22 protein-coding genes are annotated in these 24,878 nt (G+C 33.2%); 18 read left to right on the top strand and 4 right to left on the bottom strand.

Annotation, left to right across the window (positions count from 1 at the left end):
* Positions 1-32 precede the first annotated feature (32 nt).
* Entirely contained in the window at positions 33-887 is an 855-nt protein-coding gene (locus HM992_RS03130) for an EcsC family protein (protein ID WP_179318682.1), read from the top strand.
* A 119-nt stretch (positions 888-1,006) separates the two neighbouring features.
* Here HM992_RS03130 and HM992_RS03125 read toward each other — a convergent pair whose 3' ends face one another.
* The gene (locus HM992_RS03125) at positions 1,007-1,483 is read right to left on the bottom strand and encodes a hypothetical protein (RefSeq protein WP_179318681.1); all 477 of its coding nucleotides are present in this window, start codon (positions 1,481-1,483) and stop codon (positions 1,007-1,009) included.
* A gap of 40 nt (positions 1,484-1,523) precedes the next feature.
* Entirely contained in the window at positions 1,524-2,606 is a 1,083-nt protein-coding gene (locus HM992_RS03120) for a hypothetical protein (protein ID WP_179318680.1), read from the bottom strand.
* Between the two features lie 370 nt (positions 2,607-2,976).
* Here HM992_RS03120 and HM992_RS03115 point away from each other — a divergent pair, with 370 nt between their 5' ends.
* The 4 genes from HM992_RS03115 to HM992_RS03100 all read left to right on the top strand — a co-directional run bounded on the left by HM992_RS03115 (position 2,977) and on the right by HM992_RS03100 (position 7,381).
* A complete protein-coding gene (locus HM992_RS03115; protein ID WP_178986463.1) occupies positions 2,977-3,495 on the top strand; it encodes an RNA polymerase sigma factor in 519 nt (172 codons plus the stop codon).
* 54 nt (positions 3,496-3,549) lie between these two features.
* Positions 3,550-4,455 (top strand): FecR family protein, encoded by a 906-nt coding sequence (locus HM992_RS03110; RefSeq protein ID WP_179318679.1) that lies wholly within the window; start codon positions 3,550-3,552, stop codon positions 4,453-4,455.
* Positions 4,442-6,940 (top strand): TonB-dependent receptor, encoded by a 2,499-nt coding sequence (locus tag HM992_RS03105; RefSeq protein ID WP_179318678.1) that lies wholly within the window; start codon positions 4,442-4,444, stop codon positions 6,938-6,940. The genes HM992_RS03110 and HM992_RS03105 overlap by 14 nt, the downstream gene beginning before the upstream one ends.
* Before the next feature lie 231 nt (positions 6,941-7,171).
* A complete protein-coding gene (locus tag HM992_RS03100; RefSeq protein WP_229720433.1) occupies positions 7,172-7,381 on the top strand; it encodes a hypothetical protein in 210 nt (69 codons plus the stop codon).
* Here the strand turns inward: HM992_RS03100 and HM992_RS03095 are convergent.
* A complete protein-coding gene (locus HM992_RS03095; protein WP_179318677.1) occupies positions 7,378-7,968 on the bottom strand; it encodes a riboflavin synthase in 591 nt (196 codons plus the stop codon). The genes HM992_RS03100 and HM992_RS03095 overlap by 4 nt on opposite strands.
* Before the next feature lie 51 nt (positions 7,969-8,019).
* Between HM992_RS03095 and pdxA the strand changes: the two genes are divergently transcribed.
* The 10 genes from pdxA to HM992_RS03045 all read left to right on the top strand — a co-directional run bounded on the left by pdxA (position 8,020) and on the right by HM992_RS03045 (position 18,140).
* A complete protein-coding gene (pdxA, locus tag HM992_RS03090; protein WP_179318676.1) occupies positions 8,020-9,060 on the top strand; it encodes a 4-hydroxythreonine-4-phosphate dehydrogenase PdxA in 1,041 nt (346 codons plus the stop codon).
* A gap of 79 nt (positions 9,061-9,139) precedes the next feature.
* The gene (locus HM992_RS03085; protein WP_179318675.1) at positions 9,140-9,679 is read left to right on the top strand and encodes a YceD family protein; all 540 of its coding nucleotides are present in this window, start codon (positions 9,140-9,142) and stop codon (positions 9,677-9,679) included.
* Between the two features lie 8 nt (positions 9,680-9,687).
* Positions 9,688-9,891, top strand: coding sequence for a 50S ribosomal protein L32 (gene rpmF, locus HM992_RS03080; RefSeq protein ID WP_092466088.1), 204 nt, complete (start codon positions 9,688-9,690; stop codon positions 9,889-9,891).
* A gap of 178 nt (positions 9,892-10,069) precedes the next feature.
* Positions 10,070-11,065 carry a beta-ketoacyl-ACP synthase III gene (locus tag HM992_RS03075; protein WP_179318674.1) on the top strand — a complete coding sequence of 332 codons (996 nt, stop codon included), beginning with the start codon at positions 10,070-10,072 and terminating at the stop codon, positions 11,063-11,065.
* Between the two features lie 32 nt (positions 11,066-11,097).
* Positions 11,098-11,574 carry an acetyl-CoA carboxylase biotin carboxyl carrier protein gene (accB, locus tag HM992_RS03070; RefSeq protein WP_178986470.1) on the top strand — a complete coding sequence of 159 codons (477 nt, stop codon included), beginning with the start codon at positions 11,098-11,100 and terminating at the stop codon, positions 11,572-11,574.
* A gap of 75 nt (positions 11,575-11,649) precedes the next feature.
* Positions 11,650-13,002 (top strand): acetyl-CoA carboxylase biotin carboxylase subunit, encoded by a 1,353-nt coding sequence (accC, locus tag HM992_RS03065; RefSeq protein WP_178986471.1) that lies wholly within the window; start codon positions 11,650-11,652, stop codon positions 13,000-13,002.
* Positions 13,003-13,132: 130 nt separating this feature from the next.
* Positions 13,133-15,838 carry a zinc-dependent metalloprotease gene (locus tag HM992_RS03060; protein WP_179318673.1) on the top strand — a complete coding sequence of 902 codons (2,706 nt, stop codon included), beginning with the start codon at positions 13,133-13,135 and terminating at the stop codon, positions 15,836-15,838.
* Positions 15,839-15,891: 53 nt separating this feature from the next.
* A complete protein-coding gene (locus tag HM992_RS03055) occupies positions 15,892-17,007 on the top strand; it encodes an NAD(P)/FAD-dependent oxidoreductase (protein ID WP_179318672.1) in 1,116 nt (371 codons plus the stop codon).
* A gap of 3 nt (positions 17,008-17,010) precedes the next feature.
* Entirely contained in the window at positions 17,011-17,694 is a 684-nt protein-coding gene (gene mtgA, locus HM992_RS03050; protein ID WP_179318671.1) for a monofunctional biosynthetic peptidoglycan transglycosylase, read from the top strand.
* Positions 17,691-18,140, top strand: coding sequence for a 3-oxoacyl-ACP synthase (locus HM992_RS03045; RefSeq protein ID WP_179318670.1), 450 nt, complete (start codon positions 17,691-17,693; stop codon positions 18,138-18,140). The genes mtgA and HM992_RS03045 overlap by 4 nt, the downstream gene beginning before the upstream one ends.
* An 84-nt stretch (positions 18,141-18,224) precedes the next feature.
* Here the strand turns inward: HM992_RS03045 and HM992_RS03040 are convergent, their stop codons facing one another.
* Positions 18,225-18,833, bottom strand: a complete 609-nt coding sequence (locus tag HM992_RS03040; protein ID WP_195806598.1) for a superoxide dismutase — start codon at positions 18,831-18,833, stop codon at positions 18,225-18,227.
* Between the two features lie 115 nt (positions 18,834-18,948).
* On the opposite strand from HM992_RS03040, the gene HM992_RS03035 reads away from it, so the two are divergent.
* The 3 genes from HM992_RS03035 (at position 18,949) to HM992_RS03025 (ending at position 24,847) form a co-directional block, all read left to right on the top strand.
* A complete protein-coding gene (locus HM992_RS03035) occupies positions 18,949-22,080 on the top strand; it encodes a UvrD-helicase domain-containing protein (RefSeq protein WP_179318669.1) in 3,132 nt (1,043 codons plus the stop codon).
* A 41-nt stretch (positions 22,081-22,121) separates the two neighbouring features.
* The gene (gene kbl, locus HM992_RS03030) at positions 22,122-23,315 is read left to right on the top strand and encodes a glycine C-acetyltransferase (protein ID WP_178986477.1); all 1,194 of its coding nucleotides are present in this window, start codon (positions 22,122-22,124) and stop codon (positions 23,313-23,315) included.
* Positions 23,316-23,449: 134 nt separating this feature from the next.
* Entirely contained in the window at positions 23,450-24,847 is a 1,398-nt protein-coding gene (locus HM992_RS03025; protein ID WP_178986478.1) for an OmpA family protein, read from the top strand.
* Positions 24,848-24,878 lie beyond the last annotated feature (31 nt).

Below are 24,878 nucleotides of genomic sequence, written 5' to 3'. Positions count from 1 at the left end.
GATTAACCGACAAATCCTATAAACAGAAGCCCTTGAATCTAACAGCAAATCCCATATCACCAGAAGACAAAGAAGCCTTAGTGCACGCAAAATCTAGCATGCAAAATTTAGGTTGGGCCATTCGTAATGTCAATAAAATTGGTAATACGGTTGAAACAGGAGTTAGCTACGTACCAGAAAAAGTATTAGTTAAAGTGCAGAAGATTACAGAATCTGTATTATTAAAAATTATAAAAGCTAATTTATTAACCATTCAAAAAAACAAAACTTTTAAAAAGCCTTCAAAAAACACTTATAAAAGTATTGTCACTGGTACAGGAGCTTTAAGTGGTTTTTTTGGATCGTCTACGGGGTTTGGAACTGCTATTTTTGCATCAGAAGTTACGATTACCACTAAGTTTTTAATGCGTACCATTATGGATATAGCACGAAGCGAAGGTGAAGATATCTACACTTTAGAAGGTCAAATGGCATGTCTGCAAGTTTTTGCGCTTGGAGGAGATTCATTAGATGATGATGGCATGGAAGCTAGTTATTACACCACACGTTTGGCATTGAATTCGGCTTTAAATAATGTCTCAACAGCAGGCATAAAAATGAGCTTAGAGAGTTTAGTAAAAGGAGCAAGTGCTTTGGGGTCTAATGCTGTGGGTAATTTTTTATCTAAAATTGCGACAAGATTAAGTCTTCTCATTAGCGAGAAATTTTTGGCGCAAGCTGTACCTATTGTTGGAGCCATTGGAGGAGGTGGTTTAAATTATGTTTTTGTAGATCACTTTCAGAATATGGCAACGGCACATTTTACCATTAGGCGTTTAGAGCGAAAGTATGGAGAGGCTGAGGTTAAATTGGTCTATGAGGCTATAAAAATGGGTATTAAAGAGTAGTAGAGCTTTTATAATATTTTTATGTCCATAATAAAAAAACCAACCAAGAATTTCTTCAAGGTTGGCTCTGCTATTAATTAAGTTTGGAAACTTAAATTAGAACTTTGTAATTAAGGTGATTAATTACAGGTATTGTTTTTGAATTCTAAATCGTCAGTAGTACCAATTTCAAAACTTACTTCAACATCGTTATCATTGTCATCATTATCAAGTTCATCTAATATCCAAGTCGTATTGATATCATCAAAATCTGGAATATTAAAGGTTACGTTGATGTTATTTCCTGTGCCGCTGGTAGTCCAAGTGCCATTCGCTGTATTTTCATCCCATGTCACAATAACCGTATTGTCTGCTGAGAAATTAAAGAAGTAACCTACATAATTGCTTTCTAAATCGATATTATTTCGTTCTAAATCTTCAATATACCAATCTGAACAAGCTGTTAAAATAGTTTCTAATTGTTCCGTAGTACAAGTATTACAATCGTCGTTATGGTCATCATCATCGTCATTAGAACAAGATAATAAGCTAAAAACTAGTAGTGCGCTTAATAAGGTTTTAGGTGTAAATAGGGTTTTCATAATATGTGATTTCATAATGTTTAATTTAAGGTTTGTTTGTTATTTAATTTTAGGATTAGTTGCAATTATTGTTTTTGAATTCTAACTCGTCATCATCACCAATTTCAAAACTTACTTCAGTTTCATTGTCATCATCGTCGTTATCGATTTCATCTAAATACCATGTGTCATTAATATCATCAAATCCTGGAATATCAAAGGTTACAGTGATGTTGTTTCCTGTTCCGCTAGTTGTCCAAGTGCCATTTGCAGTGTTACCACTCCAAGTTACGGTTACTGTATTATCAGTGAAGAAATCAAATAAGTAGCCATTATAGTTGTCTTCTAAGTCATTATCATTACGTTCTAATTCGTCTATGTACCAACCAGAACAAGCGGTTAAAATTGATTCTAATTGACTTGGTGTGCAATTGGTACAATCATCATCGTCATGGTCGTAATCGTCATCTTCATCACAATCATCTCCATAAGTGTCAATAGCATTATCAAGATCGTCAAAATTATTGATTACAATTTCGGTACCATCTGCTATGACAATACTTATAGGAAATTCAAATCCAATTAAATCATCTTCGTCAATATCATCTATAAATTCATACAGATCGTAATCGTTAGTAAATGTTAATGTTGCCACAACTTCGTTGCTGGTATTAAATAGTGAAGCAGTGATAGGATATACAAAATCTAAACATTCTATATCATCGTCAATTTCATTTTCATCATTACAATCGTCAGCATAGTCTTCTAACTGGTCTAAACTGTTGATTTGGATTTCAGTATAATCTGCAAGAATGATTGTGATAGGAAAAGCAATCTCAACATCATCGTCATCGTCATCAAATTCATCAAGAATATCTTCAAGATCGTCATAATCATTAACATTAGTAATGGTTAATTCTACTCCATTAATGGTTACTGAAAGTGGAAGTTGAATGGTAAAACAATTCGCGTTGTAAACGATATTATCGATAGAACCATCGTTCATGGTGACTAGCTGAATCTGGCTTGCTAACGCTGAATTAGGTTGTAAAATAGATTCTGTAGGTGGATCTATATTGACATCGTCTTCGGTTCTACAAGACGTCATTGTTAGAAATAAACCCAATAAGGCAAAAAGTAAAGGTTTGATAGTTTTCATTGTTAATTTGTTTTTATAATTATGGTTAAGTTTTTTATTAAGGCACTTAAATTACCGCTTTTATACTTAGAACAACTTAGTAATTAAATGTCCCGAGAAATTTTTAATTTTTTATTTATTTAATTGTATTTCGAGTTGTTTTAGGTTTTGAATCGTAGTTTTTAGTTTCAGTTGATTGATTCATATTTTGTGAGGTTTTAGATTGGGCTTATAGTTTTAAAACAACTGCATATTAAAATATCCCAAATTTTTTAAAACAAATTCTAATTCAATTCTAAAATCTAAATTTGATATTTTAATAACACTAACTTTTTTATGGTCTTTTAAAAAAGTATACTTTTGGATATTCAAATTTCAAAATCATTTTTAATTGCCTAAGTCGCTCCACAAAGATATCTGTGATAAATTGCGCTTTTCTAAACTCTATGAAAAGTATGCACAGAGTATGAGTAACATTTTATATTATAAGTATGGGGATTTGTTAAATCCTTCAGATAAAGTGCAAGATGCCTTTATTAAATTATGGGAAAATTGCGCAAAAGTAGCACCTGAGGCTGCAAAATCTTATTTATATACGGTTGCAAATAATATGATGCTAAATGAAGTAAAGCACCAAAATATTGTATTTAAACATCAAGAAGTTAAGCCTAAGGATTACACCAATGAGACTCCAGAATTTATGTTGCGTAAAAAGGAATTTCTAAAACGCTATGAAACGGCATTATCAACTTTAAAAGAAGAAGAACGTGTTGCTTTTCTTTTAAGTAAGGTTGATGGAAAAACGCATAAAGAAATAGGTGAATTATTAAATGTCACCAAAAAGGTCGCTGAACATAGAATTTATGCGGCTTTAAGTAAGTTGAAAGACCAGTTAGAAGAACTTAATTGAAATAATTCTGGGACAATTAAACATTGAGTTGTTTTATAAGTATAACATCGAGTTATGGACAAAGAATATTTATTAAAAAAATGGTTGGATAATGACTTATCTGAAGCGGAAGCAAAAGCTTTTAAGGCTTTAGATGATGCAAAGCTGTATGAAGAAATTGTAGATGAAGCGCAACGATTTGGTGCCCATCATCAGGCAAAAGTTCCGGCTTTTGAAACTTTAGATAAACGATTACAAGATAAAAAAGCAACACCTTTCAATTGGATGAAAGTAGCTTCAAGATTTGCAGCCATTTTTGTAATTGGTTTAGCACTATTTTTATTTTTGAATAAAGATAATACCAATATAATTTCAACCGATTTAGCACAAAAAGAAACGATTACACTTCCTGATAATTCTAGAGTAGAACTTAATGAATTATCCCAACTTGACTACAATTCTTCAAATTGGAAAAACGAAAGAACGCTAAACCTGAAAGGGGAAGCTTTTTTTGATGTTGAAAAAGGAAAGCGTTTCGACGTCACTACTACACTTGGAAAAGTGAGTGTTTTAGGTACAGAGTTTAATGTGCTATCCAAAGACAGTATTTTTAAAGTTACCTGCTATGAAGGTTTAGTAGAAGTGCGTTATAATGATGAGGCTATTCAATTGCCTGCAGGTTCAGAGTTTATTTTAGTTTCAGGAAAGGCTCAAAAATCTAATGTTGCAATTGCAGAACCGTATTGGCTTAAAAAGATGAGTGTATTTAAAGATGCACCAATTAAAGCGGTTCTTTTAGAACTTGAAAATCAATATAATATTAGCGTTACAGATTCAATTAGTGCTAACAATTTAAGGTTTACAGGTGCATTTGAGCACAACAATCTTAATAGTGCTTTAAAATCTATTTCCCAGCCACTTGGTTTGACCTATAGTATTATAAATAACGAAAAGGTAACGATCCGTAATGTTAAAAATTGATTGGATTACTTTTCTAGTAAGTTTCTTGTGTTGTCTTTCTGTGAGCGCGCAAACTAATGACGAAAAAGTTTCAATAATAGATGCACTCAATGATATTTCTAAGGCGCACAACATCACTTTTAATTATAAAAGTGATCTTCTTAAAAATATTAATGTAATTCCTATATCTAGTAGCATAAGTCTTAAGGCTAAAATTAAAAACTTAGAACAGCAAACCCATTTAAAATTTAGGAAGATTAGTGATGTGGTGATCTCTATCACAGAAATGATTACTGTTTGTGGTTATGTACGAGACCGTTTAGACAATCCACTTTATGGAGCAACAATTAATACAAAAAGTAATTATGCTGTTACCAATGAGGAAGGTTATTTTGAAATTGAAATACCTTCAGTAGATGCTATTTTAACCATCCGATTTATTGGTTTTAAAACCATAGAGCGTCAAGCCGAGTTTTTTAATCTTAATAGTTGTGAGTCTATAACGCTCATAGAAGAAGCAGAAGTGTTTAGTTCTGTAGTACTCAACGGTTATATTATAAAAGGTATAGACAAACAGCGAGATGGAAGTATCGCTATTGATTATAGTAAGTTCACGCTGTTGCCAGGACTTATTGAGTCTGATGTGTTACAAACTGTTCAAGCATTGCCAAGTGTGATAAGTGTAGATGAAACGGTTTCTAATATTAATATAAGAGGAGGTTCTAACGATCAAAATTTATTGCTTTGGGATGGCATTAAAATGTATCAATCTAGTCATTTTTTCGGATTGATTTCAAGCTTTAATCCACAGATGACACAAACAGCAACGGTTATTAATAACGGAACAGATGCTTCTTATACTGATGGTGTTTCAGGAACAATTGATATGCGATCTAATAAAAATATTGACTCTAGTTTTGAAGGTTCCTTTGGTCTTAACCTTCTTAATGCCGATTTATTTTTGAATCTACCTATTGGCGAAAAATCTTCGGTTCAAATTGCAGGACGGAAATCTATAGATGAATTGGTGCGCACACCAACTTATGAAACCTATTTTAAACGTGTTACGCAAGACACAGAAATAGAAGAAAATACAACTAGTGTTTCCAATTCAAATCAATCTTTCGATTTTTATGATAGCTCTTTACGATGGCTTTACAACCCAACGAATAAGGATTTTATACGATTAAATTTTCTTCTCGTACACAATGATTTAACTTTTGATGAATCTGCACTTTTTAATGGTATACAGGAAACACGAGAAAGTAGTATTTCTCAAAAGAGTATTTCTGCAGGTTTAAATTATAAACGACAATGGAACGATAACTTGAGCACAGTTCTCAATATTTATAATACAGATTACAAGTTACAAGCGGTCAATGCTAATATTATGGCAGAACAGCGCTTCTTGCAAGAAAACATAGTGTCTGAAACGTCTGTAAAACTAGAAGGGTTTTATACCCAAAACCAATGGCAATTTAATTTAGGGTATAATTTCATTGAATCTGAAATTACAAATCTCAACGACATTGATGTGCCACGATTTGTTAGGCGTGACTCTGAAGTTTTAAGAGAACAAGCTGTTTTTGCACACGCTAAGTTCGAAAATGAAAACAAAAATCTTATTGTAAAATTAGGATCTAGAGTTAATTATATTGAAAAGTTTGATGAATTAATTATAGAACCTCGTTTAAGTATTAGAAAAGCTTTAGGAAATCATTTTGAATTAGAAGCTTTAGGCGAATTTAAACATCAAAATACCTCTCAAATTATCAATTTTCAAAATGATTTTCTAGGAGTAGAAAAACGACGATGGCAACTTACGGATAACGATAGCATACCTATTATTAAAAGTAAACAAGCGTCAATAGGATTGCTTTATAAAAATAAAGGTTGGTTATTAGATGTTAAAGGGTATTATCAAAACGTAGATGGCATTACCACACAAAGCCAAAGTTTCACTACCAAATATGAATTTGAAAAAGAAAAAGGTAGCTATGATGTTTTTGGTGCTGAATTTTTAGTCCGAAAAAATTTCAATAATTTAAATATGTGGTTAAGTTACGCTTATATGAAAAACGATTACACTTTTGAAACTCTAGAAGACATAGAGTTTCCTAGTAATTTTGATATCACCCACGCTTTTACATTTGGTGCAACCTATAGTAATGATACGTGGAATATATCTGCAGGACTTAACTATAGAGTTGGCAAACCAACATCGATACCATTAATAGGTAGTGAAGTTATAAATGATGCCGTAAATTTTGATAACGCTAATAACGAAAGATTGCAAGAATACATTAGAATTGATGCTTCAGCACTTTATAAATTTAGAATAAATAAAGCGTTACGTTCAGAAGTGGGTATTTCAGCATGGAATGTATCCGATGTCAAAAATCCAATAAATAATTATTATAGAATTGATGGTGAGACTAATCCGATAAAATTTTCTAGATATTCTTTAGGTATTACTACTAATGCTGTTTTGCGGATTTATTTTTAGAAACCATTGGCAGTTAAACGCTTATTTTGTGATTTGAGCGTATTCAGTGTATCGTTTATATAATTTAAATATTATATTTGCATTGAATGATAATGAAAAATGTAGGTAACTTCCCTAACTTAACCTCGTTTTATGCGTTTTATCGATAAAATTTGCCGTTTAAAGATGTTTTTAATGAATTTAATTTTGTCAGCTCATTTTTTTTAATACTTTTACACCATAATTAATAGAATGCATAAGAAAAATATGTTTGTCTCAATCTTAGTTTTTTTTGTAGGTTTCGCTTCTATGGCTCAGGAAACTACAGGATCGGTTCCTCCTCCTCCAGCACCACCGTCACCACCTGGCCTTCCTATTGATACAGGAATAGTTGTTTTATTTGCCCTTGCATTATGCTATGGTATTTATAAATCTTATAAATTATCTATTAAAGACGCTTAATTTCTTAGGTCATTAAGACGCTTTACATATTTTCCGATAACATCAAACTCTAAATTTATTGTATCACCAACTTTTATTGTTTTTAAGGTCGTATGATTAAATGTATAAGGTATAATGGCTACAGAGAAACGATTCAATTGAGAATTCACAACCGTTAAACTCACTCCATTTACTGTAATAGATCCTTTTTCAATTGTGATATTGTTTAGGCTCTTATCATATTCAAAAGTAAAAACCCAACTGCCATCTTTTGTAATAATATCTGCACAAGTAGCAATCTGATCCACATGACCTTGAACAATATGGCCATCTAAGCGATCGCCAAGTTTCATAGCACGTTCTATATTTACAAATTCATTTTCTTTTAGAAATCCTAAATTGGTTTTGTCAAGCGTTTCTTGGATAGCTGTAACTGTATATGTATCTCCTTCAATGTCAACAACAGTTAAACACACACCATTATGAGCAACACTTTGATCAATTTTTAATTCATTTGTTATAGAGGTTTGTACTGTAATATGAAGATTTCCTCCATCTCTATTTATTTTTTCGATTGTACCGAGATCTTCTATAATACCTGTGAACATAATTTGTACTTTATTTAGTTAAATTTGCAGTTACAAAGTTAAAGACAAAAAATGAAAAAAGACGAAAAGATAATTGTAGGGATTTCTATTGGAGACCTAAATGGTATTGGTGCAGAAATAGTCATTAAAACTTATGAAGATCCAAGATCTTTAGAGCTAAATACTCCTGTGATTTTTGCTTCGGCAAAAACAATGCAATTCTTTAAGACTCATTTTAATAGTAAAATTAATTTTTTCAGTATTGATTCTCCAGAAAAAGTAGTTCATGGAAAAGTTAATGTGGTTAATGTTTGGACCGAACCTGTAAAAATTGAATTCGGAACAGAAGACAAAAAAATAGGAGAATACGCTATTAAATCTCTGGAAGCCGCTACAAATGCTTTAAAAGCAGGAACTATAGATGTATTGGTGACTGCTCCTATAAACAAACATAATATTCAATCGGAAACATTTAACTTTCCAGGTCATACAGATTATTTAGCTAAAGCCTTAAATGGAAAAAGTTTAATGTTTATGGTGTCTGATGAGTTGCGAGTTGGGCTATTAACAGACCATGTTCCGCTTAAAGATGCTAGCAATGCTATTACAGTAGATCTGATTAAGGAGAAAATAGCAACGGTTACAAAATCATTAAAGCAGGACTTCGGAATTAGAAAACCAAAAATTGCTGTTTTAGCTATTAATCCACACGCAGGTGATAATGGAGTTATAGGAAATGAAGATGATACCATTTTAAAACCCACTTTAGAAAAAATAAAATCTGAAGGCACTTTAGTTTACGGACCTTATTCGGCTGATAGCTTTTTTGGCTCTAACACGTATAGAAATTTCGATGCTATAATTGCTTCTTATCACGATCAAGGCTTAATTCCTTTTAAAACGATTGCTTTTGGGAAAGGGGTTAATTACACAGCCGGTCTAGATAAAGTGAGAACGTCACCAGATCATGGTACAGCATATGAAATAGCAGGAAAAGGTATAGCTGATGAGAGTTCCATGAAACAAGCCATAGTTACAGCAATAGATATTTTTAGACACAGAGAGGAGTATAATTACTACAGTAAAAACCCTTTAAAAAAGGGATCTCGATAGTTATAAACAAAATTTGTTGATATCTAGGCTTTAAATAAGGAAAAAGTTATATATTTGCACGCTCAAATTGAATGTGATAATGAAGGCATTAAAATCTTATACGATCCCTTTTGTAGGTTTAAAGATAGGAATGCATCATTTTGATTTTCAAATTGATAATACGTTCTTTAAGCATTTTGAATTTGATGAATATAATGCAGTTGATGTTAAAATTGACCTAGAATTCGAGAAAAGATCAACCCTTTTAGAGTTGTATTTTTCGGCTAAAGGTTCAATAAATTTGAATTGCGATATTACGAATGAGCCTTATGACCAAGCGATCAACGACGATTTTAAATTAGTAGTTAAGTTTGGAAATGAGTATAACGATGATAATGAAGATATCTTAATTATACCTCATGGCGAATATGAAATTAATGTAGCACAATATATATATGAGCTGATAATTTTAGCAGTTCCTATTAAAAGAATTCATCCAGGTATTGAAGATGGTACATTACAATCAGACATACTTTCAAAATTAGAAGAATTAAGTCCTAGTGAGGACCATAAAGTAAAATCATCAGAGGATATTGATCCTCGTTGGAATAATTTAAAAAAACTATTAACGGATAAATAACATTTAAAATGGCACATCCAAAGCGTAAAATATCGAAAACAAGAAGAGATAAAAGAAGAACACATTATAAAGCTTCTGTACCTCAAATAGCAACTTGCCCAACAACTGGTGAGCCACATTTATACCATAGAGCACATTGGTTCGAAGGTAAACTATATTACAGAGGTCAAGTCCTTATTGACAACTCTGTTGAAGAAGAAAACGCAGCATAAGTACTATGCGTGCATACAAGAAAACGCTCCTATGTGAGCGTTTTTTTTGTTATTATTTTTTCAATACAGCAAAAACCACTTACTTTGCGTTACTATTTGCCAAAAAACGAGGAAAATTGAATGAAACACTACATTTTTTGTCAATTTTTCATACTTTTAATTAATCTAAAAGCTAATAATGAGTAAAATCACAGCGGCAATTACAGCTGTCGGAGGCTACGTTCCTGAATATGTTTTAACGAACAAAATCCTCGAAACAATGGTTGAAACCAATGATGAGTGGATCACTTCAAGAACTGGTATTAAAGAACGTCGCATTCTTAAAGAGGATGGAAAAGGTACATCGTTTTTAGCCATAAAAGCGGCTGAAGATCTAATTCAAAAAACAGGATTAGACCCAAAAGAGATTGAATTGGTTATTGTTTGTACGGCATCACCAGATATGAAAGCGGCATCAACAGCTGCCTATACAGCAACACAAATTGGAGCCGTAAATGCGTTTTCGTACGATTTGGAAGCTGCATGTTCTAGTTTTCTTTTCGGAATGTCTACAGCAACAGCATATATTGAAGCAGGACGCTATAAAAAAATTCTTTTAATAGGAGCCGATAAAAATTCATCATTCATAAATTATAAAGACAGAGCAACGTGTATCATCTTTGGTGATGGTGCAGGAGCTGTACTTTTTGAACCTAATGAAGAAGGATTAGGTTTACAAGATGAATTACTTAGAAGTAATGGTGACGGAAGAGATTTTTTACAAGCCACTTACGGAGGGTCTTCATATCCTATCACCGAAGATACTTTTAACGAAGGCAAACATTATGTTTTTCAAGATGGAAAAACAGTATTTAAAAATGCTGTTTTTAACATGGCAGATGTCGCAGAGAAGATTATGAAGAGAAATGATCTTACAAACGATGATATCTCATGGTTAGCAGCACACCAAGCCAATAAGCGTATTATTGATGCTACGGCTAATAGAATTGAATTAGAAGAAGATAAAGTAATGATGAACATTCAGAGGTATGGTAACACAACTTCTGCAACGTTGCCATTATTATTGTTTGATTACGAATCACAACTTAAAAAAGGTGATAAAATTATATTTGCTGCCTTTGGTGGCGGATTTACTTGGGGCTCAATTTATCTTAAGTGGGCTTATAATTCCTAACTAAAAACTAACTAATCAAAATATCTAAAATTATGGATATAAAAGAAATTCAGAACTTAATTAAATTTGTTGCCAAATCTGGGGCAAGCGAAGTTAAGTTAGAAATGGATGATATTAAAATCACCATTAGAACTGGTTCAGAAAGCGATACCACAATTGTACAACAAATGCCAATGCAAGCAGCTCCAGTAATGCAACAGCATATACCAGCACAAGCTGCTGCACCTGCACAAGAAGCTGCACCAGCAGCTGCAACTGAAGATTCAAAATATATTACAATAAAATCTCCAATAATAGGTACATTTTATCGAAAGCCTTCTCCAGACAAACCCGTTTTTGTTGAGGTTGGTACAGATATTAAAGAAGGAGATGTACTTTGTGTCATCGAAGCTATGAAATTATTTAACGAGATTGAATCAGAGATTTCTGGTAAAATTGTTAAAGTACTTGTTGATGATTCATCACCAGTAGAATTCGATCAGCCATTATTCTTGGTAGATCCATCATAACCCGATTTAAAATTCCAAAGATTAATTTCTCATATGTAGAAATTTGGAATTTGAAATTTTAAATACCTAAAAGTTATGTTTAAAAAAATACTGATTGCCAATAGAGGTGAAATAGCGCTTAGAGTTATTAGAACCTGTAAAGAAATGGGTATACGAACGGTAGCTGTATATTCTACAGCAGATGCTGAAAGTCTTCATGTAAAGTTTGCTGATGAAGCTGTTTGTATTGGACCACCTCCAAGTAGTGAATCCTATCTTAAAATATCAAATATTATTGCAGCTGCAGAAATTACAAATGCAGATGCTATTCATCCGGGTTATGGATTCCTATCTGAAAATGCTAAGTTCTCAAAAATATGTGAAGAGCATGGTATAAAATTCATAGGTGCATCTGAAGAGATGATTAACCGAATGGGTGACAAAGCCAATGCAAAAGCAACCATGAAAGCTGCTGGTGTGCCATGTGTGCCAGGTAGTGAAGGAGTTATTGAAACTTTTGAAGACTGTGTGAAAGTCGCTAAAGAAACAGGATATCCTGTAATGCTTAAAGCTTCTGCAGGCGGTGGAGGAAAAGGAATGAGAGCTGTTTGGAAAGCTGAAGATCTCCAAAATGCATGGGAATCTGCGCGTTCAGAATCTAAAGCAGCTTTTGGAAATGATGATATGTATATGGAGAAACTCATTGAAGAGCCACGCCATATTGAAATACAAATCGTTGGTGATTCACGCGGAAAAGCATGTCATTTATCAGAACGCGATTGCTCAATCCAAAGACGTCATCAAAAGTTAACAGAAGAAGTGCCTTCTCCGTTTATGACAGATAAATTGAGAACTAAAATGGGTAAAGCGGCCGTAAAAGCTGCGGAGTTCATTAAATATGAAGGAGCAGGAACAGTAGAGTTTTTGGTAGATAAGCACCGTAACTTCTATTTTATGGAAATGAATACACGTATCCAAGTTGAACACCCAATAACAGAACAAGTTATTGATTTCGATTTGATTCGTGAGCAAATATTGGTAGCAGCAGGAGTACCAATTTCTGGTAAAAACTATACGCCAAACTTACATTCTATTGAGTGCAGAATTAATGCCGAAGATCCTTTCAATGATTTTAGGCCGTCACCAGGTAGAATTACAACGCTACATGCACCAGGCGGACATGGAGTTCGTTTAGATACGCATGTTTATGCAGGTTATAGTATTCCTCCAAATTACGATTCTATGATTGCTAAGTTAATCACAACAGCGCAAACAAGAGAAGAAGCGATTAATAAAATGAAGCGTGCATTAGATGAATTTGTGATTGAAGGTATAAAAACTACCATCCCTTTTCATAGACAACTAATGGATCATCCAGAGTATTTAGCAGGGAACTATACTACTAAATTCATGGAAGACTTTAAGTTAGAAAAACAGATTGAAGAATAGATTAAAACCCAAACGTTTACGTTTGGGTTTTTTGTTTCAAGTAGAATATTAAAGTATATAGTGTTTTTATGGGGTAACGGGCTTTTAAATATAAATAGCTTAACTTTATAAGCTATAAAAAAAAGAAATTATGCTTAAGAATTACGTTTTAAAAATCAGCACAATTATCATTGTGTTTTTTTCAATGTCCAGTCAAGGTCAAAATTCGAGTGAATTATGGACGAGTATTAATGCTCAGAAAGCTCAACAATTCGAACAAGTTGTAAGAAAAATTCAACTTAAATCCGAAAAGTTTTTCCAACTAAATATTGAACAATTAAAAGTGGAACTTCAAAATATTGGAGATAGAAAAAATCCAGGAAATACTATTATTTCTATTCCTGATTCAGAAGGTAAATTAAAACAGTTTCAAATATTTGAAGCTTCAATAATGGAATCAGAACTTCAAGCACAGTTTCCAGATATGAAAACTTATGCTGGCCAAGGTGTTGATAATCCTACTGAGATAATAAGATTTAGTATGACTTCTAAAGGGTTTCATGCCATTATTTTAGGAACATCTCATGGTACTCAATTTATTGATCCATTCTCTAAAGAGGGAGATATCTACACTGTTTATTCTAAAAGAGATTTATCCGATAGAAATTTTGAATTTGAATGTGGTGTTATAGATGATCCGCTTCTTGATACGACGAGCTTTGAAGCTCCTCCATCAAAAAATGCAAATGATGGAACGTTAAGAAATTATCGTATTGCAGTTGCGTGTACAGGAGAATATACGCAATTTCATGGAGGAACGGTTGCTGATGCTATGGCTGCAATAGTTGTAACGTTAACTAGAGTTAATAGTGTTTATGAGCGTGATTTATCAATTACTTTAACCTTAATTGCCAATAACTCGAGTATCATATATACAGATGGCGACGATGATCCATTTTCTAATGATAATGAGTCTATTCTTATTGGTCAAAGTCAAAGTGTGATTAATTCGGTTATTGGGTCTAGTAACTATGATATTGGTCACACCTTTAGTACAGGAGCAGGTGGATTAGCTTCTCAGGGTGTAACATGTAATACTAACTTTAAAGCACGAGGGGTTACAGGAGTTACACAACCTATCGGTGATGCTTTTGATATAGATTTTGTTGCACATGAATTAGGTCATCAATTCGGAGCACCACATACTTTTAATGGAACTGTGGGTAATTGCGCAGGTGGAAACAGATCCGCTTCAAATGCCTACGAGCCAGGCAGTGGTACAACAATTATGGCTTATGCAGGTATCTGTGGTTCTGATAATATTCAAGTTGGTAGTGATGCTTATTTCCACCAGAATAGTATTAACCGAATCTGGAGTCATGTAACTAGCACTGGTGCATGTCCTGTAAATAGAACATCTACAGGAAACACAGAACCAGTTGCAAATGCAGGCTCTAATTATACCATACCTCAAGGCACTCCTTATAAATTAAATGGAGATGGTTCTACCGATGATGATGGAATGGAAACATTAACATACACATGGGAACAATATGATTTAGGATCAGCAGGTCTGCCAACTGAAACAGCTTTTTCAGGTCCTTTAGTAAGGTCATTTGAAGGCACTGAAAACCCAATTAGATATGTGCCAAGACTCGCAGACGTTTTAAACAATGGCGGGACATCTACTACATGGGAAAAATTATCAAGTGTTAATAGAAGTATGACTTTTGCATTAACTGTAAGAGATAATGATGCTAGAGGAGGTCAAACAGATTCAGATCAAATGACCATTAATAATATTGCAGCAGCAGGTCCGTTTACAGTAACATCACAAACTGCGGATCAAATAGTTTGGACACCCGGTGAAACAGAAACCATAACTTGGAATGTTGCTGGTACAACTGGTAACGGAGTTAATACAGCCAATGTTAACATTCGTCTTTCTACAGACGAAGGTTTAACCTATGATACTTTTTTAGCTACTAATGTTCCAAATGACGGCTCTCACCAGATTGTTGTACCTAATGTAAGCGGAGCAAAATGTAGGATAATGGTCGAAGGTTCTGGAAATATCTTTTTTAATCTTAACACGTCTTTTTTCGCCATCGGTAATTATATTTATGAAGCTGTAGATGTTTGTGAAAGTTATAATTTTGATTTCGGTGGTTTAACGGTGCCAGAAAGTGATACTGGTTATAGTGGGTATACTTTAAATATTCCAGCTGCATTAACAATGACTGATGCAAATATCTCTGTAGATATTACGCACCCAAATAGCGGTGATTTATTATATGGTTTTAGACATCCAGAATATTCAGGTGCATTTCTAGTAAGATTAGCATCTCAAGAATGTTCAGGTAGTGCTAATCCAAATTTTGTTTTTGACGATGAAGGTGGTGCGATTAATTGTTCAACATTAAGTAACGGAGACAGTGTTGTTTCAGAAGATGCCTTATCTGTTGTAGATGGTACAAATTCTCAAGGAGATTGGGTATTCTATATTTTTGACAGTACAGTGAATGGTACTGTTAGTTCAATAAATTCAGTAACGATTGAGGTTTGTGAAAATTCTGTCGAAGCGGTATTATCTGTTCAAGATAACGAACTAGATCAATTAAGCATCTATCCAAATCCTAATAACGGGGAGTTTAATATTCATTTTAATCCAAAATCAGGTGAAGATATCTCTGTCGCTGTTTATGATATTAGAGGGAGATCTATTTATACTAAAAACTACAATAACGTTAGTAGGTTTGACGAAACGATTCAGCTTAATAATGCACAATCTGGAGTGTATTTGTTAACTATTATGGATGGATCACAAAAAGTGACTAAGAAAATTATAGTAGATTAAGAATATATTTTATTACTTTAAAAGCTCCTAAATTAGGAGCTTTTTTTTATGCTATGAACTTATCATATTGGGAAATAAAAAACTGGTTATCTAACATTGATTATACAATTGTTGGTAGTGGCATTGTAGGTCTTAATTGTGCCTTACAACTAAAACAACGATTTCCAAATTCTAAGATTTTAATTCTTGAAAAAGGAATACTTCCACAAGGTGCTAGTACTAAAAATGCTGGTTTTGCGTGTTTCGGAAGTTTAAGTGAGATTATAGACGATTTAAAACGGCATTCAGAGGAAGAAGTCCTAGAGCTGGTAAAAAAACGTATTAATGGTCTTCAAATTCTTAGAGAAACTCTTGGAGATACTATTATAGATTATCAAAATTTAGGAGGTTATGAATTGTTCTTAGATACTAATGAAACATTATATAATTCCTGTGTTGAAAAACAGCAACAAATCAATCAACTATTGTATCCACTTTTTAATACAGAGGTTTTTTCGTTTAAGAAAAATAGCTTTGGATTTAAAGAGATAAAATCCCATTATAGTTTTAATCCTTTTGAAGGGCAAATTGATACTGGAAAAATGATGGATGCTTTATTGCATAAAGTCCAATCTTTAGGCATAAAAATATTGAATAATACTACAGTTGAAGTGTTTTCTGAAGATTCAAATTCGGTAAAAATGAAGACGACTCATTTCGATATAACAACAAAAAAACTCTTTATTGCCACTAATGGATTTGCAAAACAGCTCAATATTTCTGAAGTAAAACCTGCTAGAGCTCAAGTTTTAATAACAAAACCGATAGGGAATTTATCTATTAAAGGCACATTTCATTTAGATGAAGGGTATTATTATTTTAGAAACATAGATAATAGACTCTTGTTTGGAGGTGGAAGGAATCTCGATTTTAAAATTGAAGAAACTACAGTGTTTGGAGAAACAGAACGCATACAAAATAAACTTGAAGACCTTTTAAAAACTACCATTTTACCAGGTATTAAGTTTGAAATCGATCATCGATGGTCCGGAATTATGGGAGTTGGTAAACAGAAAAAAGCAATCGTAAAACAAGTCTCCAATAATGTGTTTTGCGGAGTGCGTTTGGGAGGAATGGGAATTGCAATTGGCAGCACCGTTGGGAAACAGTTGGCGGATTTATTAGATTAATTTATGAAGAGACTATTTCGATTTTTGGTTAAATTGCTTATCTGGTTCGCTATTCTTTCTGTAAGCCTGGTGGTTTTATTTAAGTATGTTCCTGTTCCGGTAACACCTTTAATGGTTATTCGTTATGTTGAAAGTACTGATGAAGAAAAAAGCTGGAAACACAATTGGGTACCAATCGAACACATATCTAAAAATATACAGTTAGCCGTTATTTGCAGTGAAGATCAAAAATTTTTAGAGCATAATGGTTTTGATATTGAGGCTATTGAAAAAGCATACGAAAATAATAAAAAAGGAAACCGTATTAGAGGAGCTAGCACTATAAGTCAGCAAACGGCTAAAAATGTGTTTTTATGGCCAAATCGCAGCTGGGTTCGTAAGGGCTTAGAAGTTTATTTTACGTTTTTGATTGAAACTATCTGGAGTAAAGAACGTATTCTCGAAGTTTATTTAAACAGTATTGAAATGGGACCAGGTGTTTACGGTGTGGAAGCCGCATCGCACCATTGGTTTAAAAAATCGGGGGCTAACTTAACGGCATATGAGGCTGCTGCCATAGTTTCCGTGTTACCAAACCCTAGGAAATATCGTGCAAATCCAGCATCGACCTATATTCAAAAACGAAAAGAGTGGATTGTAAAACAGATGCGATTCTATGGAAAATTGGACTTAAATCCTCAAAAATGACTTTAAAAGAAGCACTGTATAGATCCTGTTTAAAGTTTATTGACGACCGTTTATTAACGGTTAACAGTACAATTTCAGACATTCAAAATTCATTACAATCCGAAACAAAAAGTAGTGCGGGTGATAAGCACGAAACCGGTAGAGCGATGCTGCAATTAGAACGTGAAAAAGCAGGTCATCAATTGGCTGAAATAGAAAAACAAAAGCAAATACTTCAAAAAGTAAATATTGAATCCAAACACAATAAAGTGGCTTTAGGAAGCGTAGTTAAAACAAGTCTATCCAATTATTTTATAGCTATGAGTGCTGGTGAAATCATCATAGATAATACCTCTTATTTTGCTATATCTGCAGCCACACCAATCGCACAGTTGTTACTGTCTAAAACTGTTGGTGATGAGGTTATGTTTAGGGAAAATAAGTTTACGATAACAGAGGTTCTTTAATGAATTTAAAATAATTATAAAACAAAAAAATCTAAGCCTTTCGCAAGACTCAGATTTTTCAATGTATAAAAATTAAGCTTTTACTTATTTCGCTTCAGCATAACGACGCTCAACTTCATTCCAATTGATAACATCAAAGAATGCGTTAATATAATCTGGTCTTCTGTTTTGGTAGTTTAAATAGTAAGCGTGTTCCCAAACGTCTAACCCTAAAATTGGTGTACCTTCACAAGTTACGCCAGGCATTAACGGGTTATCTTGGTTAGGTGTAGAACATACTTCAACTTTTCCACCTTCATGTACACACAACCAAGCCCATCCAGAACCAAATTGTGTAGCAGCAGCTTTAGAAAAAGCATCTTTAAACGCCTCAAAAGATCCAAATTCTGCTTCAATAGCATCTTTTAAATCACCAGATAAACGACCTTTTCCTTCAGGATTCATCACATCCCAAAATAATGAGTGATTGTAAAATCCACCACCATTATTTCTAACCGCTTTATTATCCATATCAAGGTTGATAAGGATGTTCTCTATCGTTTTCCCTTCTAAATCGGTGCCTTCAATAGCTGCATTTAAATTGTTTGTGTAGCCTTGGTGATGTTTAGTATGATGGATCTCCATTGTGCGAGCATCTATATTTGGTTCTAAAGCATCGTAAGCATATTTTAATTTCGGTAGTTCGAAAGCCATAATATTTCTGATTTTAATTAGTTATTTTATTGTTTGAACTCAAATTTACAATTTTGTCTGTAATTTTCTCTTAATAAACTATTAAGATTCCCTATTTTGGTATAAAAATTATCTCTTGCAAAATTCAGCTTTCAAAATATACAACGCTTCTGCAGGCAGTGGAAAAACATTTACACTAGCCAAAGCCTATCTAAAAATACTGATTCAGTCTAAAAGTCTAGACCAATTTAAATCTATTTTGGCAATCACTTTTACCAATAAAGCGGTAGGTGAAATGAAAGAACGTATTATAGATATGCTAAAATCTTTTTCTTCGGAAAAAAGCTTGACAGAACCGCATCCTATGTTTGTTGGCATCTGTGATGAATTGGAAATTAAGCCAGAAGTTCTTCACACAAAATCAAAACGGATATTAAAACATATCATTCATAATTATGGTGCTTTCGATATTTCTACTATTGATGGTTTTACACATAGAGTGATTAGAACGTTTGCACACGATTTAAAATTACCTATTAATTTTGAAGTCGAACTCGATCAAGAACGCCTCCTAAACGAAGCTGTCGATAGTTTAATCGCTAAAGCAGGAAGTGATAAAACCTTAACTAAAGTCCTCGTGGATTTTGCGATAGAAAAAGCAGACGACGATAAAAGTTGGGACATTAGTTATGATTTTAATAAGATTTCAAAATTATTAGTCAATGAGAATGACCTATTTGCCATTCAGACTTTAAAGGAAAAAACCCTTGAAGATTTTAAGATTTTAAAACAGCAGTTATCTAAAGAAATCCTTCAGCTTGAAGAAAACATTATAAACACAGCAAATTCAGCTTTAACTTTAATTGAAGAATCAGGATTACAATTTGATGATTTTAATAGAAGTTCACTTCCCAAGCATTTTGAAAAATTAAGTACTGGTCAATTTTCTGTTGGTTTTGATGCGGCTTGGCAAAACGATTTAAAGGAAGGAAATACTATGTATCCAAAGCGTGTTACTGAGATTGTTTCTTCAACCATAGAAAGCATTCAGCCACAATTAGCGACATATTTTGAGGATTCAAAAACGACTATTTTCGATATAAAATTGAAAAAAGGATTTTACAGAAATATCACTCCATTGTCTGTTTTAAATGCCATTAAAAATGAATTAGATGCTTTAAAAGCAGATCAGAATAAAATGTTGATTTCAGAGTTCAACACTATAATAAGTAAAGAAATTAAAAATCAACCAACCCCTTTTATTTATGAACGGTTGGGTGAAAAGTTTAAGCATTATTTTATTGATGAATTTCAGGATACTTCAAAAATGCAATGGGAAAATTTAGTACCCTTATTAGAAAATGCACTATCAGCAGCTAATGGTTCTGCGATGTTGGTTGGTGATGCCAAACAAGCTATTTACAGATGGCGAGGAGGTGAAGCAGAACAATTTATAAAACTGTATAATAAAATTGAAAACCCGTTTCAACTTGACGCTGAGGTTTTAACTTTAGATAGTAATTATAGGAGTTCTAAAGCGGTTATTGAATTTAATAATTCGTTTTTTGAGTTTTTAAGTAAAACCGCCTTTAGTGAAACGGCTTATGCCGATCTTTATGAAAAGGCAACCCAAAAAATGTATAATAGTTCTGAGGGTTATGTAAATCTGAATTTTTTAGATGTGCAAAAAGAAGATGATAGTCATGAAATGTATGCTAATCAAGTTCTTCAAACGATTAAAGAATGTCAAGTCAATGGATTTCCCTTAGATGATATTTGTGTTTTAGTTAGAAAACGAAAAGAAGGTGTTGCCATTGCAAAATATTTGAATGAAAATGGTATTAAAATTACGTCTTCGGAAACCTTGCTTTTAAAAAATTCGGATAAGGTTAATTTTATTAATTCATTTTTAAAACTGCTTATTCAACCTAATAATGATAGTCTAAAGATTGAAGTGCTTTCTTATTTAGCAGAACAACACCATATTGAAGATAAACACCAGTTTTTTGTTACCTATTTAAGGGAGGATCTTGACGAGATGTTTTTAGAACTAAAACAGCTGAATATTTATATAGATAAAAACCAATGTCTTCAATTACCACTTTATGAATTAGTAGAACACGTAGTACGACTTTTCAATCTTAATGAAACTTCGGATGCCTATCTTCAATTTTATTTGGATGTAGTTTTAGAATTCACGCAAAAGCAAAATGCAGATATTGCTGCTTTTGTTAATTATTTTGAAAAGAAAGAAGATAATTTAAGCGTTGTAACACCAGAGAATATGAATGCCGTTCAGATAATGACGATTCATAAGTCGAAGGGTTTAGAATTTCCAGTGGTGATATTTCCTTATGCAGATCTTAATATTTACAGAGAATTAGAGCCAAAAGTTTGGTTCCCTGTTGAAGCTGAAAATTATAACACCTTTGACACTTTACTCCTTAATTATAATAAAGATGTAGAGAATTTTGGGGAAACAGGAACGCTTATTTACAACACGCACCAATCGCAATTAGAGTTAGATAATATTAATTTACTTTATGTGGTTTTAACAAGAGCGGTTGAGCAGTTGTATATTATTTCAAAAAAAGATGTGAGTTCTAAAGGTGTGGTTAATGAGAATACCTATGCTGGTATGTTTATAAAGTTCTTGCAACACCAAGATAAATGGTCGGATAGCCAACTTAATTATAGTTTTGGGATTTTGAAACCAAATGAAAATAGTTCAGATAAGGAAATCACAACACGTCCACTAAAATTAATTTCGGTACCAAAAGAAGCTCATAATTTAAACATAGTAACCAATTCTGGATTGCTGTGGGATACGCAACAAGAAGCGGCAATTGAACGTGGAAACTTAGTTCATTTAATTTTATCTAAAATTAAAACGAGTGAAGATCTTGATTTTGCGTTTAATGATTTATTAATATCCGGAGATGTCACTAAAACTAACATCCATGCTCTAAAAGTATTAGTCCTAGATGTTTTGGAGCATCCAAAGTTAAAGACTTATTATACTAGTGATTTCAAGATTTATAATGAACGCGATATTATAACTAGTTCTGGTCAACTTTTAAGACCAGACCGACTTAATATAAATTCAAAAAATGAAGCTATAATAATTGATTATAAAACAGGTGAAGCTAAAGAATTTCATGAGAATCAACTTAAGGATTATGAGGCTGTTTTAAATCAGATGAATTTAACCGTGACGCATAAATTACTAGTTTATATAAATGACACAATCGAAGTTCTCGAAGTCTAATTTTTCATAGTATCTTTGTTTCATATTCAAAACCAAACACAATGTACGGAGATATAAAAAATCATTTACAACAAGAAATAGAATCGATAAAGGACGCTGGACTTTTTAAAGAAGAACGCATTATAACATCACCTCAAGGAGCCGAAATAACCCTTAATACTGGACAAAAAGTTTTAAACTTCTGTGCTAATAATTATTTGGGTTTATCATCGCATCCAGATGTCATTCAAGCTGCAAAAGACACTATGGATACGCATGGTTTTGGGATGTCTTCGGTACGTTTTATTTGTGGAACTCAAGATATTCATAAGGAACTAGAACAAAAAATTGCCGATTTTTATGGTACTGAAGATACTATATTATATGCAGCTGCTTTTGATGCTAATGGAGGTGTTTTCGAACCTTTATTAACAAAAGAAGATGCTATTATTTCAGACTCATTAAATCACGCCTCAATTATAGATGGAGTAAGATTATGTAAAGCGGCAAGATATCGTTACCAAAATAACGATATGGCAGATTTAGAAACACAATTAATTGAAGCGAATGCTAATGGAGCACGTTTCAAAATTATTGTAACCGACGGTGTGTTTTCAATGGATGGTTTAGTCGCACCTTTAGATAAAATTTGTGATTTAGCCGACAAGTACGACGCTATGGTGATGATTGATGAATGTCATGCCACAGGATTTATTGGTGAAACAGGTATCGGAACTCTAGAAGAAAAAGGTGTTTTAGGTAGAATAGATATTATTACCGGAACTTTAGGAAAGGCACTTGGTGGAGCCATGGGTGGTTATACGACGGCTAAAAAAGAGATTGTTGAGCTTTTGCGTCAACGTTCTAGACCTTATTTGTTTTCAAATTCTTTGGCACCAGCAATTGTTGGAGCTTCTATAAAGGTTTTTGACATGCTTAAAAATGATACAACGTTAAGAGATAAAGTAGATTGGAACACGAAGTATTTCAAGAAAGGAATGAAGGAAGCCGGTTTTGATATTGTCGATGGTGACTCTGCTATTGTGCCTGTGATGTTATATGATGCCAAACTATCTCAAACTATGGCGAATAAGCTCTTAGAAGAAGGGATTTATGTAATAGGATTCTTTTTTCCTGTAGTACCAAAAGATAAAGCCCGAATTAGAGTGCAACTCTCTGCTGCTCATGATAAAAGCCAACTCGATAAAGCGATTGCAGCCTTTACTAAAGTTGGTAAAGAATTAAATGTTATCTGAAACCGTTATAAATTTAACTCAATCGCTCTATTTTAGGGCAATTTTCCAATATTTTTATATATTTGTCTTTGTTAATAAAATTTAACATCTTATTTTTGCCACAATTAACACTTAAAATTAAAATTAATTAGAATATGAAAAATCTTAGCAGATTATTTTTTGTCGCAGTGCTTATCGCAAGTTTTAGCACATCTAATGCACAAGACAAGAACAATCCATGGGCCCTTGGTTTTGGAGCCAACGCAGTTGACTTTTACCCAGTAGGTGAAGACACACCACAAGGAGAATATTTTGACGAATACTTCAACGTATCTGATCACTGGAATATCCTTCCTTCAATTTCAACACTTTCTGTATCTAGATACCTTAGTGACGGTTTTGTATTTACTGCAAAAGGTTCTATTAACAGAATAGATAAATTTGGTTCTAACGTCGATTTAATGACAGGTGAAGAAACAACTAACAAAGTTGATGATTTAACTTATTATGGTTTAGATGGTAGAGTTTCTTATAGCTTTATGGATGTTATTAACTCTAAAACAATTGACCCTTATTTAGGTGTTGGTGGTGGTTACACTTGGGTTGATGAAATCGGAGCTGGAACTGTAAACGGTACTTTAGGTTTTAAAGTTTGGTTCACTGAAAAGCTAGGTTTAGATATTCAATCTACTTATAAGCATTCTTTCGAAGATTACTTACCAAAACACTTCCAACATTCAGTTGGTCTTACTTTCAAGTTTGGTGGTACTGATACTGATGGAGATGGTATATATGATCAAGATGATGCTTGTCCTGAAGAAGCTGGTTTAGAGATCTTCAATGGTTGTCCAGATTCTGATAATGATGGTATCCAAGATTCTAAAGATGATTGTCCAAATACTGCTGGTTTAGCTGAATTTAACGGTTGTCCTGATTCTGATGGTGACGGTGTAATGGATAAAGATGATAAATGTCCAGATGTTGCTGGATTAAAAACTTTAGCTGGTTGTCCAGATGCTGATGGTGACGGTGTTTCTGATGCTGATGATAACTGTCCTAATGAAGCAGGTCCTGCTGCAAACAGTGGATGTCCTTGGCCAGATACTGATGGTGACGGTGTATTAGACAAAGACGATAAGTGTCCTAATGAAGCTGGAACTGTTGCAAACAATGGTTGTCCTGAAGTTAAGCCAACTGCTCCTGTAATGGATACTTTAAATGAATATGCAAGATCTATCTTATTTAATTCAGGTAAAGCAACTTTCCAGAAACAAACTGATCAAGTATTACAGTCAATGGTAGCAATCTTTAAAGATTACCCAAAAGCTAACTTCTCTTTAGAAGGTCATACTGATTCTGATGGTTCTAAATCTATGAACCAAGCATTATCTGAAAGACGCGCAAATGCAGTTAGAGATTACTTAATCGCTAATGGTATTAATGCTGATAGATTAACTGCTGCTGGTTTCGGTGAGTCTAATCCTATCGCTAGCAACAGTACAAGTGCTGGTAAAAAAGAAAACAGACGTGTAGAGGTGAAGTTGAAAAACTAATCACATCTAAAATATATTAAAAAAACGCCCC

The sequence above is a fragment of the Winogradskyella helgolandensis genome (assembly GCF_013404085.1).
GTDB lineage: Bacteria > Bacteroidota > Bacteroidia > Flavobacteriales > Flavobacteriaceae > Winogradskyella > Winogradskyella helgolandensis.
This window is presented reverse-complemented; position numbering and strand designations above follow the sequence as displayed.